This window comes from Holdemanella sp. DFI.5.55 (assembly GCF_020593575.1).
In the GTDB taxonomy this organism is placed as follows: Bacteria; Bacillota_I; Bacilli_A; order Erysipelotrichales; family Erysipelotrichaceae; genus Holdemanella; species Holdemanella hominis.
In genome coordinates, this window is the sequence record NZ_JAJDMK010000001.1 from 1 (window position 1) to 15,398 (window position 15,398).

The window sequence follows — 15,398 nt, forward strand, 5'->3', positions numbered from 1 at the left end:
TGTAAGTTTATGATAGTAGTTACCGCCAATCAATCCAGCAGTAAAGGACATACTTGTACTACCATCATTGCCAGTGCCTTCACCGACCAAAGTTCTACCTTGTCCAAAACGTTCCCAAGTACCACCTAAGAAATTTCCGGGATTGTTGTTATTGTAAGTAATATAAACAGCACCAATAGGGAATAATTTATCCAAAAGACTTTTCCCCGCAAGTTTAATGATACCGTCAACACTCAAATCTTTTGTGATGTGTCCGTTACCACTAACATCTAATGCATACTCAGCTTGAGGTACACAATTCAATCCAACACCATGTTTACGTATTGCTACGTTTGTTTTTATAGTTGGCACTATATAAGATTCAGTAGTATATGTTCCAGTTTGAAGTTTATCCGCTATTCTTAAATAAATAGTATAAACAGATTCAGTCGATAGACCAGTAACGGTTATTCCATTACTAGAATTATTCCAAGTTGAATTATTTGTACTATACTGCTGTGAATTAATATTGTTTAACTGTGTTCCTTTAGCATCAACACCTTTATCGTATGCATATATTTCTGAATAAGCCAAAGTATATGTTAACTTCGCACTCGTTTGAGGATTATCTAAACGTAATGCACTATAGTTACGAATGGTTGGCACATTGTAAGGCTGTATTCGTATTTGTTTTTCAACGCTAGTACTTAGCCCTCTGGAGTCGGTTGCAGTCACCGTTATAGTCTTAAGTCCTGTACTTAAATTAGAAAAGCTTGCACTACTTGAGTTCTGTGTATTAACTCCAGTGCAAGCTATTTTATAACTAATTGATGTACCACTTGGTGCTCTACGAAGCCCTGCACTTGCACTAGCAACTTTTACAGTGCTAATGCCTGATGCAAAACATGTAGAAGGGTATCCAAACGCACCTCCACTAATGGTAGGCGCTCCTAAAGTAGGAGTTGCACCTCCATCAGTATTTATGTTTACAGTTGATTCTTTTATAACATATCCACTACGTGAACCATTTGAATTTTCTATCCATGCTATAGCATATATTTTTGCGGAATATCTGCCTGTTCCTAAAGCATTGATGACATCAGTCTGAGAAACACCAACGGTAACACTAGTGTTACCATAAGATGGTTTACTGCAATACCATTTGACTTGATTTCCGGCAGTATTATACATATAAATATCAGCCTTACGCATAAAAGACCCACCATTAGCTTGTGAGCCACCCGATAGCCCAACTGTAAACGAAGTACTAGAGTATGGATTAAATGGATTTGGCATAGAGTCAATAGATGGTGGATTTAAATAATTTAATGTTACGATAGCTGAATATACATGGCCAGACCAACCAATATTATTGCCACAACATACTCTAAATTGATATGTCGTTCCTTGACTTCGATTGGGAAGGGAATATGTATAACTTCTTCTATCCCAACCTAAATCACCAGAAACCCATTCCCAACTTCCTCCGTTTATACTAACATCAACACGGTAAGTACCTGAATTGTTATAACTACTTCCTGCGTTCCACGAAACGGATAATGATGTTGTAGTTTCAGAAGCAACATAATTGCTCGTTGGAGAAGTAATACTTCCCATAGATGGTGCAGTTCCTACGTTATCAAGTTGAACGTTTCCACTAATTGTTTGATTACTTAAGTTAATAATTCCATTAAAATTTGCATAACCACTAATATTAATTGTTTTATCACCAGTATATGCAACCCAAACAGAATGAGAAATTAAACCAACAGCACCGTTAACAGATCCACTTAATTGAGCGCCACTGCCAGTCTTTTGATTTCCGTTAATTGTAACTCCGTAACCACCATAAACATAAGCTGAAAAATACCAATTATTTTGGTTTTGTGCAATTAAAGTAGCATTAACGGTAGAACCACTGTTACCTTTAGAACTACTCCAATTTATACCTAGTCTACAGTTTTGACCAGAACCATTACCAAAGCTTCCACTTGCCATAAAATTCCTCCTTTCTAAATAAAGTCAATGTTGATACCATTAGCGTTTTTGGTGAACTTTAAAACATTACCGAAATATAATGTGTTATCAACCGTTATGTTATCCGTTAACGTATTTCCATGAACTATTAAGTTAGCCGATTGATTTGCAGTACCAACATTTAATTCATTGCTAAATAAAAAACCACTTCCATTGGAAGTAGTCGTTAATGTTTTATTGTTTATGATTAAACTTGTTGAGTTTAATGTTGTCTTATCGGCTATGTTTATGCCTTTAGAATAATAAGCAGAGCCATCTTGTTTTAATGAAATCATCGGTGAATACGTATTATTTGTAATAATAACATCCTGGGCAAAAGAGCTTGAAGTATTATCCGTCAACTGAACTCGTTTAACTCCATTTGCACCATTTTGAATCGTTAATAACGCATCATTTCCTGATGACGCACTAGGATCGACAATCGAAATGTTACCAATCTTAATATCACCAGTCCAAAGGCCACTATATTCACCTTGAGTTGCTTTGATTGAACCATCTGAATATACGATAAATGGAGCGGACTCACGTTCTTCAAATGAAGTGCCTGCCCAGAAACGAACTTGCTTTAGTTTATCTTCGGGAGCAGGAGACCAATCTGTTGCAACATCGCCTTCTTCAAGTTTAAAGTTTGACAGCGTAATATTTGGAGCAGTTGAGTACGGATTTGAGTTATCGTCTACAATTATTTCAGCATCAGCCCCAACATCTGAATCCAACACACCAGTACCATAGCAACGTCCATTTTTATTAATAATAAGAACAAATGACGATCCCTGAACTCTTACACCAAAAGCCCAATCAGGTGCATTAGATGGAACGTTAGAAGCATCACAAGATATCGTGTATGTTTTACCCTTTATTAATTTAACCCAAGGTTTTAAATAAAAACATGTATCGCCAATTGAGCCGACACCAACGGTTATTGATGAATCATCTATTTTGGTAGCTAGCCTCCCAGCTCTTATATACCGCTTGAGTAGATTCCTACCACTACCACCACTAGAAACGATTCCTCCATCATTTGTAATAACCGAACCTCTTGCAATAATGTCGTTAAACTCAGCAGTTCCATCATTATTGATAGACCAACCAGTTTTACCAATATTGTAATTAGAAGAAGATACGGAACCTTTGATGGTAACCTCACCATTGTTTGTAATATTGAACGTTTGTTGGTTATTATCTTTATTTAAGACAGATAGGCCATAAGCATTAATACGTTCGGCAGATAATTGACCAGATGTAATACGGTTTGCGTTGATTTCTTGAGCATTGATGACGTTCATAGCTGCCGATCCAGTAGCAAAAATATCATCGACAGCTAACTGGTCAGTCTTAATGGTGTTAGTTTTGATATAACCACCATTGATTGTGGTTTCACCATTAACTGTTGCGTCTTTTGCCCAGTTATCGATAATAGATTGATTTGCTTTATCTTCTGGAGCTGGAGTCCAGTCTGTGGCTTTATTGCCTTTTTCCAATTTAAGCAGAGCAACATCAACTGTTGCATCAGCATCTCTTAAAAGGAAATGCACACGTTCTTTACCATTTGGTAAGTTCCATGTAAAGGTATAAGATAGTCTTTGAAATTTATCAGTGCATAATGTTTCAATTACTCCTGCAGTATTTGATATATGATCCAATTTAATATGAAGACGGAATTTCTTCAACTGAGAGTTTTTATTTACTCTTGCTAAACAGCTCATAGTATATGTTTGACCCTCTTCTAGTTCAACATATTGCCCTAGAAACCATTGAGTGCCTGTCATTGTTGCATAATTAATACCATTTTCAGTTGATATATGATCCTTAAAGTCTTTATACCAATTTCGTGTTTCGTTACATATTTTTAGATCACTATCCAAGAATAAATTACGCCCACCAATCTGTAGATTATCAATCTTATTACTAGTTTCAGTAATTTTATTCTGTGTACTACTATCCAACCCTTTAAAAGTAACCAAACCATTCAAGTTAATGTTGTTAGCAACCAACTGAGCCGTTCTGTCTGTTAAAGTGAAGTCTGTAGCACTACTACCAGACTTGACTATCCATTGGAATTTAGAAGCAGTTTGACTAGCTATAGTTTGAGCGTTATTTGCAGTACTATTTGCATTATTCAAACCAGTAGCTAGAGTAGGAGTTGTATATGTTGTTGAACCATCGTTCCAAGCAATAGCATCTCTAGTCCAATAATATTTGCCATTAGACCAAGTATCTTGTGTTGTTTTCCAAGACCCACCAGATTGAGCGGTATTAGAAGTAGATAAATAATATTGAGGCGTTACTGAGCTAATACCTTTACCAGTAGCTCCTTTACCACCAGTATCACCATAGACACCAATGATAGCAGGTGTAGTATTGGTCGGACTGCCGGTTGTATAATTAATAGTCTGATAGTACCATAAATATTTATTAGTTGTAGTAACACTACTAGGAGATGTTTTCCACCCAGTAGTGTTTGTTGTAACACCAGTAGTTACGTTAGTAACTAGATAATGATGCACAATGCTTGAAATACCTTTTCCATCAGAACCATTAGCTCCATCGCTAACCATCATCAAGGTAACAGAAGAGCTTGCTTTAATTGCCATAATTATCCCTCCAATTGAGCACTAAATGTAGCTTTGTTTGAAACGTCTCCTGCACTAATAGTATATGTCGTACCTGTCGCCACTGAAGTAGTTCCTCCATCTTTATACCATTTGATAGTTCCCAAACTAGATAAAGCAGAACCAGTCACTTCAACTCCGCCTTTATAAACGTGAGCAGTTAAAGTTGTAGCAATTGCGGTATTCTTGAAGATAATACCTCCGCTAGATGTGATTGCCATTGTGATAGCATCCTTACCATTTGTTCCATTGATTCCATTTGTGCCCTTGTAAGATACAGAAAATGATTCAGTAGACTTTCCGTCTGAATATGTTACTACTGTCTTTGTCCATAAATACTGGCCGTTCGCAACATTAGGAACTGTTGTGCTCCATGTTCCTGTTGGAGCAGTAGTACCACTTGTGCCTGCTTGATATGTAACTGATGTTGATTTTACAGTAACGCTTGTACCGTTTGAACCGTTCGTACCATTTGTACCTTTATAAGAAACTGAGTAGGCCTCTGTCGATTTGCCATCAGAGTATCTTACTACAGTTTTTGTCCATAAGAACTGTCCGCTTGGCACATTAGGTACTTCAGCTTTCCATTCTCCAGTTGGCTTAGTAGTACCGCTTGTACCGACCTGATATGTTACAGAAGTTGAACTTACAGTTACACTTGTACCATTCTGCCCTGCCTGACCCTTGAATGCGATTGAGTAACTGAATGTCTTGTTAATAGTGATATCACCATTGACAACGATAGGGATAGTGATAGTACCACTCTTCGTCAATGCAGATGTCGCAGTGATAGTGATTGTTGGCATTGGTGTCTTACCATCAGAAACTGCAGAAATTCCCGTAGGACATGTAATAGATCCTACCGTGCATGGAACCTGTTCGCTACCACATAATGCCATCACCTGTGTAGTAGTTGTCTGTGTACCATTTACGGCACTAGTAGTGCCTAAGAATGTATAGTTGTCATTTGTTAATACGACGGAATAACCATCGGTTAAGTCGATTACATCAATTTGATTTACAGCCTTAATTGTCATATTTTATTTCCTCCTAAATATGTAATTCACAGTTAAATACTGCTTTGAATTTTACATCTTTCGCTGAAAGTGTAAATATAAATCCATTGTCGTTCAATCTAGAATCATCTAATGGAATATTCGTAAATTCTTCTTCGCCATGTCTTTTAATCAGCCATTGCAAATATGCACCATCACCATACATTTGCTTTAGCTTTGTTGAATTGTCTATTATTGTGCCGCCAACATAAATGGTTACTGTAAATATAGTTGCGACACTACTGTTTTTAAAAGTCGTTCCATTGCTGGAATCAATATAGAGCATAATGGCGTCTTGTCCGTCTAACTCACCACTTTCAACTTTATTAATTACATCTTGAGCTTTGTTTAATGCGTTTTCTGCATCTTTTTTAGCTTGTGTTGAGTTGTTCAATGCGTTTGAAGCATCCGAACTTGCTTGATCCCATTTGTCTTTGTTCGCAGTGACCGTTGTAGTAATACCATCTGCGGTTTCTTTGATTTCTGTAATAGAACTTTCCATCTTTGTTACTTTGCCTGTAACATCATCTACAGATGTTTTTATGTTAGCGATTGTTGTTTTATTGCCTTCAACAGTCTGTACAGTTTGATTGTAGGCGTCTTTTAAAGATGTTGTAGTTCCATCTCCATTATCAATAGTTGTTTCTTTGATTAAGGATTCAATTTTACCTTGCTGCACAGTAAAGTTTGTTTGTAATGTAGTAACAACATTCTCTATATCTTTTTCGCTTGGTTTAAAATCTGAAGCAATATTACCAAGTTCTAACATGCCTTCATAAGCATACAATGTATTATTGGCAGGAATTGTAAAGAACACTTTCTTTGATGTTGCAGTATTTGCAGAAGCAGTAAAAGATACTTTCTGCCATTCAGAAGTGACAGGAAAATATCGACTTCTTTCATTAGAAATTTGAATACTAATTTGGATCTCTGAATCTGCTCTAAACCAACATGAGAATGTATATTCTCGATCAAGTTCTAATATATCACCAAAATTATAGACAACTTCAGTGCTTTGTTCATTCGTAATCTTTAGACAGTCGTCTAACTGCCCGTAAGGGGATTGTAATTTTGTTTCATTTACCATGCCATCACTTCCTTTCTATTTTTAATACACTACTAGTTTGAGTAGCTTCATTACCAAAGTTCAATACGCTATTTGCAACAGTAGGTATATTTGAATAAATATGTAAAATACCATCTTTGGTTTGATATAAATCCGCAGTTGTTAATGTTGTCAATCCATAGTCTTGAAAAATCATCGTCTTAGCATTTCTAAGCAGATTGACCGTTCCTAACTTTAAATTATTAACCTTAGATTTAACCTCTTTGAAAGATGCGCCAAGACTTTGATTTTCTTCGTCAATCCAAATCTTATTAGACTTAATAGATTGTGTGCCATCATCATTCAGACGCTCTACAACAGAGTTAATGTCTAACTTAGATCCTGCAATATTTGCATTATCAGAAACCATCTTATCTATAATTAAGCCATCTGGTACACCGGAGGCTTTAATACCATCTTGGTCATAAAGTGTTGTTTTACCGTCGGCGCTTCTAACAATAAAGTTGAAGTTGCCTTTAGCATCTTTACCAATCTGAACTCTTACGTTGCCATCTTGGTCTAAGAATTGTTGGGTAGAGCCTTTAATTACAACCCCACCATCATTAGATTTAATAGTGAATTTATCCGTACTAATATTGCCAGCTTTTAAATCACTGACATTAATCTTGGCAGCGATTAAATCTCTAACAACAGCTTCATCAATCACAACATTTTCGGCAGTTAAATGTACAGTCTGTAAAGTACCAGTTCCAATATTGCCCGCTAAAATACTATTGATATTTGCTAATTGAGCGTCTAACTGTCCAATCGTAGCTTTAGCAGCATTCAATTCTTCGATAGTGGCTTTGTTAGCAATTAGATTATCTAATTCTGCTCTTTGAGCTTTTAATTGTTCAATAGTAGCGTATTTAGTATCCAATTGATCAATAACACCATGAATAGCTTGTAAATCATCTGTAATAACTTTATTGGCCTTAACAATTTCTGCTTTAACATAATCAGCATCGACTTTAGCAGCAACCAATTCTTTAACATTCGCTAAATCAACATTTAACGTTTGAATTGTAGCGTTGACAGCCTCAAGATCTTCAATGCTTGCTTTTTTAGCAATTAGCTTATTAATCTCTGCAGTCGCAGCATTTAATTTTTCAGTAGTAATATACTTTGCATCAAGATCGGTAATCTTAGCATATGTTGCTTCAATATCTTTTGCCTTGATATAATCTGCCTCTAATTGTTTGATAGTTGCATAACTAGCTAGTAATTTTTCAATTGTTGCCTTATATGCTTCTAAATCAGAAACTTCAATTTTAGTTGCCTTAATGTTTTCGATTTCTGCATTCTGAGATTTTAACAAACCTGCAATTGTAACATTGCCTGCTTCTAATTCCTTAATTTGTGCTTCATCAGCAACAAGTTTTTTAAATTCTGCTTTGAATGCTTCTAGATTTTCTATTTTTGCATATTTCGTTAACAACGTTTCTAATGTTGCGTTTTTTACATACAAATTTTCAATATCTGCATAATCAGTAACAACACGATCAAGCTTGTTGCCAATTTGGATAATTTGGTCGGTGGCCAAGACGATATTTCCATCACTATCACAATAAAGTTGAGACTTACCGTCCTTCTGGATATCAAAAATACGCCTATACGTATTATCATCACCTTTTTTAGCGTTGATAACCAGACCGTGATTATCGAAATTTAACTGCATTTTCGAATCTTCTGAGTAAATACCTAATGAATTACCAAGAATCATTTGCCCTACTAAATTTTTCGCTAATACATAATGAACATTTGTTTTAGACACGTACTTTTTATTTACATAATCATCTATTGTAAATCTATCTATCATTTTTGGACTCTTAGTTCCATAAATATCCATATAATATAAAAGCATATCACCACCCACAATCTCGTTATTGATACTTTGATATGCTTTTCTATATAAATTCTTTATGTCAGAATCAAAATTTCTTGAAACACATTCGTTTAATTCATCGTTATTGCTTCCAGACACAAGAACACCGACACCATCCTTAGAACCTTCATATACCATAACATCAAAATCTTCATAAGAAGAAATCTGATAGATACGTACTTTATTCTCAAAAATAGTACCAATCATAACCTCTAAATCATATTGAGCAACATCTAGAAGTTGTTGTTGTAAATAAGAAGATAGAAGGTAAGGGGAATTATGAGCATCCTTATATGTCTCTAAATAATCAAATACTAAACGACATAATTCTAGATTACCTGCTGTAAAAACAATAGTATTGCCAATCACTTTAATTTTTTCTGCATTATTAGCAATTCGACTATATCCGTTTTCGTCTTTTAAACACGCAGCAGTATCTGCTGACATATATAATTTGTCGTTTTGATATAATATTAAACAACTACTCATGCCTTTTCTACCTCCTTCCAATCATCCAATACAATTTGGGTATAAGAATAGCCACCGACTAATTTGTCGATGGCTTCAATTAATTGTTCTTCTGTCGGCAGTTTGTGACCGCCTTTGATTCTTAAAATTTTCCAACCATAAGACTTAGAAACTTCATCTCTGCGTCTATCCTTTTGAGCATCTTGATGCCAATGGCATCCATCATATTCAACATCTATTTTAATATCATCTCCTATAAAAACAGCCGTATCAAATACAAAGTTTTTAAAAGGATAATTTAATTGCACACTACTTTCATCTATATACTCTTTGAGCATTTCATAAATTGCCAATTGTTGCGAAGATGTTTTAATTGTATCGTTAAACGCCCTAGATTGTCTAATTTTTTCTTGTACTTCAGGAGATGCGATTGGATATAAACAACCATATTTTTCCATACTTGTTTGTTGTCTTTTTTGCTTTGCTTCATCGCTCTGTGTAAAAGAAAAATCCCCGTAACGTTCAATTACTGTATTAATGCGCTTATCATTGAATTCCTTAACAGAACATGCGTTCTCTGTTCCGTATCTTTCAAGCATAACCTTTCTCATAGTTTGCACCCCTTGGATTTGATAGTCTTCGCCATAACGCTCAATCTTTGTTCGTGCAATTTTTTCTTGAATATTCGGCAATGCTAAAACCGATTCTACACCAAATTTTGCTAACATTGTTGCTTTTGGATTACATTGCTTACAATAGTTTTTATTTTCCAACTGATTGCACTTAACTACATGAGCATAAGATGTAGTATATTCTTTACCGCACATATCACATACAACTTTTACCCGACCTATAGAGCTTTCTTTTAAATGTTCCATAGGTACATGGATTATATCGTTTTTCTTTATATCGTATCCTAGCGCTTTGAAGTGCTTATAATTACCCGGAGATACTCGAATTTCTATTAATTGATTGCGATCTATCATAAAACCACCTCTTTAATACATGATGATTGAACTTTAGAACTTAATGCACCATATCCAATTTCTTGTTTTCCAGTCTCTGGATTAATATGAATATATTCACCGATGCACGCCTCAGTTGATCTCCAATTGTCTTTAGTTAGATACAATCCGTTGTTAATCGCTTTTAATTGGTATCCAGAATATTGAGTAGAAAAGTCTTCTTGTCTTCTCATTAATAATCCTGAATCACTCATAACCATGTTTTGATTAGAAGCCGAATTAATAATTTTCATTGTTGTAGCATCTAAACCATGATTAACAAAGTTACGAATCAACGAATCAGATTCACTTGTCTTTTTCATTGTAGTCTTAACAGAATCATAAGTACTTCCAATAGACTGCGCTTGTTTAATAATAGAAGACAAATCACTTGTTCCAGTTCGAATCTTCGTTACATCAGAGAATTCTACTTCTAAAGATTTAATATCTTCTCCAAAACTAATCTGATAAGACAATAGTCTAAGCTTATAAACTTGATTGTCATATTTAACACGAATAAAATTACCAAGTTTGAAATTATTCCTCAAAGGCTCAAACTCTGGAATGGCAAGAAGATTTGCCATTGAAGTTGCAATTCTATGTTGCTTTTCACCAGACTTATACAACTCATCTTTAGCAGTATCAATAAAGTCCTGAGCACGCTTGAAGATTTCATTGTTTTCTAAACCATCAGAAATATAATTGTCATTTGAATATTCATCTTCACGTCTGAATAGAACAAATTCATTGTATAAATCAGAGCCTAAATACTTTTCAAAATTCAATGTCTTTTGAATTTCTCTTTGGCGCTTTTCTGCAACGTCTAATTTTGCTTCATATTCTTTAATCGTCTTTGTGCGCAAATCAATTTCATTATTTGTTGCTACTAATTTTTCATAGTAGGGAACATATAGCTCTTCATATAACTCTGCATTCTTATTGGCTTGGTCTGATTCAATCATGATGTCAATTGCACCTTGGAATGCGTCTGCAAATGATTTCAATCTATTTAAGCAATACAATTTAATAGCTTCTTTATAATCTGCTAATTCTTTAATAGAAAGCACATCATAAATACTGCCATCTTTTTTTGTATCTTCGTCTTTTAATTTCTTGTCGATCTTTTGTTGTAAAAAGTCATAATATCTGTTTGTTACTTTAACTGTCACCATAGGTGTCGTATAAGTATCTTCTTCATCTGAGTAATTCGTTACAACGAATTGTCCAGTCCAAGTTCCATAAAGGCTGTTAGCGTCTCCGTCATTACCATTCATATAGAATGTTGCATTCTTAATATCTGCTTTGAAATATCCTGCTTTAATAAATACCTTTGCATATTGTTTCATTGCAGTATTAATTGTTTCAACAGACGTGCTTGCTTTTAGTTCAGGCATGCCTAATGGAGAAAGATTTTCTGCATTTAACTTAGCTCCTTCTTTTTTAGCATCTGTTGGATCGTTTTCTCTTTTTGGCATCATACTAGATGTGTAATAAATAGCCTTATCAATGTACTCATACATATTCTGCATTAACTCAGAATATTCTTGTGTATATGATTGAACTAAATTGTCATAAGACTCAATCTTAGCAACAAGCTCTTCACTCATGTCTTTTTTGCATTCATCAGAAAAATAATATAAATAGTCAGTTCCGTTAGGGTTACAGTTGATAACTGCGGCCGTCATGTTGTCATCGCCAGCTCGCAACTTAAAACAGTTCTTATATTGGTCTGTATCTACAGAATGCGTAATGTTGTCGGCAAGATTCTCACTGTCGACGTAAACGGTCGTATCTTCGCCATAAAATTTTAAATTTGTAGAACCACACTTAGGACACGTATCTGTATATTCACCACGATAGCCACAGTCCAAGCATACGTTCTTCAAATCATATGCATTGATTTTTCTATTAACAGAATCAAAAGTAAAAAGACAGCCAACTTCTTCAGCGACTGTCTGTGTTAAAAACTCATATACATCGGTGTTATCAACGCTAAAAGTACGCTGAATCTTCATTAACGACTTATCAACGTCGCCAATAGAATATTGAGGTAATTTGTACAGAATACGATTTAATAAGGAATTTTGTGGTTCTAGTTCTGAATAAAAAATAGTAGGGGACTTGTAGTCCTCTCTCTTTATATCAGCTTCTGAATTGATTTCTACATCGAACAATTTACAGTTTGCCAATTCGGCTTCACACGCAGAAGTACCAGTAACTGATTTATACTCAGATTCTTCTTCTGTGCCTTCTACAGTTATTTCATAAAATTCATCTAATTCTTGAACATATACATATTTAAAATCGGTAATATCATCCCAATGAGGCGTAATTTCGCCTTCATTTTTATCCTTGCCATATTTATATACCTTAAAACTTAATTCGTTAGCTGCATTCATAGACACCTTAGAAACAACGCTTTCTTTGTCTACTACAAGATCGCCAATCATATCGTGATTACGTTTTGCAAGTATAATATGATAATCTTCTACATAGCCATTTGCGTCAATTTTTATCATATAACAAGTCCTACTTTTCTAATCGGGTTGTATTCCATTTTAATTTCACAAGGCAAGTTTGCCGTAAATATGTTTGTTCTAGAAGAGAAAGTATTTACCAATCTAATATAATTAAAATTAAAATCATTTGGTAATTTCTTGTGTGAGTCCATAGATGTTGTGATAATTTTGGTATCTCCGCTCATTGTGATAATTTCATTTGCTTTGCAATTTTTGATGATTACTGCGTTATATTTATCTGCGCTGTTTTGAATGGTTAGATTACCTGCCGACTTAACAGTGATTGTAGTTTTGCAATATAAGTGTCCAATTTCATCTGAAACATCCTCAATGGTTAATGGAGAACTGCCTAACGTACCGTTAAACACTTTGGTTTCTTGATATCCAAATGGAGCATTGCAATTTAGTGTTAATCTTAAACCTACAATATCTCCTCCAGCCTTTAATAAACTCATATTGAAATAAGCCATATAATATACGTCTGCAAAACTGCCATCGTTATAAATTGGCTTGAATTTACAATAACTTTTACGGTTTAACCAACGTATTAATGTGTTTAATTCCGCATCCGAAATTACAAAATCATCATAATTATCACAATTATATTTTGTTGTATAGAACTCTAACTGATATGGTTCTGTATAAGAATATCCTGCACTAAAATAACTGTCTGCAAACTGTCCTTTAACATTTACAAGCTCTAAGTTGTTACCAAGTTCTTGTTCATCATCAGGATCAGAAAACGATGAAATACTCATCTTTAAACTAGATAATTTAATACCATCATATTCAAAATCAATCATATTCATACAGAATTCCTCCTTTCTAAAATATGTTTATTTATAAATAAATGTGTAATATTATACACATTGTTATAACCAATAAATTTTATTAAATTTCCAAAGTAATCTACATTTTCGTGCATTTACTTTTTTACAATGTTTAGTTTTTGACTGAAAGTTTAAAGCCAATTGTTCTGGATATAAAGCAGTAACATATCCTGTATGAGTTTCTCCGTTTTTATATGTATAAGAAACTAAATCTCTATGCTTAATTCCTAACACATTATCGGTTTTTGCCCTTGATTTTCTTCTCATTGGTTTAATAATCCACTCTTTAATATCACAAGTATCTGGAATACCATCTGCAATACATATTGCATCATTACTATGAGTCTTTGCTATGTTCCACTCAATACGTTTATTAGCAGTTTCTCCACCATTTGTAAGATGTAATATTCCTAATCCAGAAATCTTTTCCCTCAAATAAGCTTTCCCCTGCATTACATGCATTGCATAATCAAATCTTTTTGGCTTAGATTTAATCATATTGAAATATCTTTCTTCAAAATCCTTTTCTCTACCTTTTGTCTTATCATGACACTTTTCGCATAAAGTGATTAAATTTCCAATGGTATCAGCGCCACCATATCTTCTTGCTCTTATGTGATGCACTTCCAACATACAGTTAGATTTTCCACATTCTTGACATCTACATCCATCTCTCAGGATAGTTGCTTTTCTAAGGTTTTCATCCAAACGATTAGATTTCTGATACTGCCTTCTATAAGGTTTATAATCATCTGTCATTGCACGAATATCTATACAAACATCTTCAAGGTAATATTCTTGAATGTCTATCCATCTGTTTAGTTGATATAACACTCTTAAAACAGCGTCTTTCTTTTGTTTGATGCTTGGTGCTAATCTACCAGTTCTTTTAGAAGATGAACGGTTATTAAATTTTGCTTGTCTGTATCTTTTATGGTAACGATGATAACGTCTATATCCACGTCTGACATCCATTAAATGCTTTACATCTTGACGTTGCTCAATCGTTCCTTTGAAAACTACTTTGTTTTTTGTAAGACATTTCTGAACGATAGCTAAACCAACATGTACAGAACCATCATCTATACCACAAACCATATGACTTTCATCATCTTCATCGGATTCAACTTCTTTTTCTAATTGTATTACCATAGGATATTTGCTTTTTAATTTAGCTCTACCTTTTCTAATCAAATACCAACCTTTGTTAACTTTTGTCGGTGCTAATGGCCTGTTGTTTTTATCAACAACAAAACAATATTCAATTCTATTTTCCATCTCTGGATACCTTCCTTTCAGAGTAATTTTCGTCTTGCCAATGTCGGAGAGGGTATATGTGTTTCTCTGTTATCTATGCAGGACATTAGCATAGTTTCTTGATTGGCACTCACAGAGCTTCAGACTGACAAACACATCTGAAGGTGCGTCTTTAACCTTTTCTCTAACGTAGTTCATCATGCAGAATCACTTTCGTAAAACAGCACTCACTTAGGCTCGAAACCTCTCGTTAAGCAAATGCAAATAAGAAATATAATATACATTTGTCCACTTATTTGCATTTTTGTCTATAAAATAGACTGCTTAACAATTAGTCCTTTCTATTTTGTACATTGTTTTACTAATTGTTCGATTTTTGCTTTGTATTCTGCTTTCAATAAGGTAATATCATGTACCTCTTTCTTATATTGTTCTTTAAGTTCTTTCAGTTCGTTCATTGCTTGTTTAAACTGAATGGATTGTATAGTCACATCATCTACATCTTTAAAGTCTTTTACGACTTCAGACAGTGATGTATTTTGCTTCTTTAAATTTTCGTTTTCTATTTTTAATTGCTCGATGTATCTGAGCAGATTTTCTGTTTTTTGTTTATCTTCCATTTACTCCTCCATAAAAAAAAGAGGAGG

General features: G+C 34.3%; 9 protein-coding genes and 1 pseudogene. All 10 read right to left on the minus strand.

What is annotated here, in order from left to right; all coding sequences use genetic code 11:
* A pseudogene (locus LJE08_RS00005) lies at positions 1 to 1,977 on the minus strand (hypothetical protein); the annotation flags it as partial.
* A 14-nt stretch (positions 1,978 to 1,991) separates the two neighbouring features.
* Positions 1,992 to 4,610: a hypothetical protein gene (locus LJE08_RS00010; protein WP_227401990.1), complete on the minus strand. Its 2,619-nt coding sequence runs from the start codon at positions 4,608 to 4,610 to the stop codon at positions 1,992 to 1,994.
* A gap of 2 nt (positions 4,611 to 4,612) precedes the next feature.
* Positions 4,613 to 5,665: a hypothetical protein gene (locus LJE08_RS00015; protein WP_227401991.1), complete on the minus strand. Its 1,053-nt coding sequence runs from the start codon at positions 5,663 to 5,665 to the stop codon at positions 4,613 to 4,615.
* Between the two features lie 13 nt (positions 5,666 to 5,678).
* Positions 5,679 to 6,770, minus strand: a complete 1,092-nt coding sequence (locus LJE08_RS00020; protein WP_227401992.1) for an alanine-zipper protein — start codon at positions 6,768 to 6,770, stop codon at positions 5,679 to 5,681.
* Between the two features lie 4 nt (positions 6,771 to 6,774).
* Positions 6,775 to 9,162 (minus strand): hypothetical protein, encoded by a 2,388-nt coding sequence (locus tag LJE08_RS00025; protein ID WP_227401993.1) that lies wholly within the window; start codon positions 9,160 to 9,162, stop codon positions 6,775 to 6,777.
* Positions 9,159 to 10,127 (minus strand): DUF559 domain-containing protein, encoded by a 969-nt coding sequence (locus LJE08_RS00030; RefSeq protein WP_227401994.1) that lies wholly within the window; start codon positions 10,125 to 10,127, stop codon positions 9,159 to 9,161. Before LJE08_RS00030 ends, LJE08_RS00025 begins: the two co-directional genes overlap by 4 nt.
* Positions 10,124 to 12,664, minus strand: coding sequence for an anaerobic ribonucleoside-triphosphate reductase (locus LJE08_RS00035; protein WP_227401995.1), 2,541 nt, complete (start codon positions 12,662 to 12,664; stop codon positions 10,124 to 10,126). Before LJE08_RS00035 ends, LJE08_RS00030 begins: the two co-directional genes overlap by 4 nt.
* Complete coding sequence (locus LJE08_RS00040; protein WP_227401996.1) at positions 12,661 to 13,473, minus strand: phage tail domain-containing protein; 813 nt, start codon at positions 13,471 to 13,473, stop codon at positions 12,661 to 12,663. The genes LJE08_RS00035 and LJE08_RS00040 overlap by 4 nt, the downstream gene beginning before the upstream one ends.
* Positions 13,474 to 13,536: 63 nt before the next feature.
* A complete protein-coding gene (gene iscB, locus LJE08_RS00045) occupies positions 13,537 to 14,772 on the minus strand; it encodes an RNA-guided endonuclease IscB (protein ID WP_227401997.1) in 1,236 nt (411 codons plus the stop codon).
* A 320-nt stretch (positions 14,773 to 15,092) separates the two neighbouring features.
* On the minus strand, positions 15,093 to 15,371 hold the full coding sequence (locus LJE08_RS00050) for a hypothetical protein (RefSeq protein ID WP_227401998.1): 279 nt from the start codon (positions 15,369 to 15,371) through the stop codon (positions 15,093 to 15,095).
* Between the last annotated feature and the right edge of the window lie 27 nt (positions 15,372 to 15,398).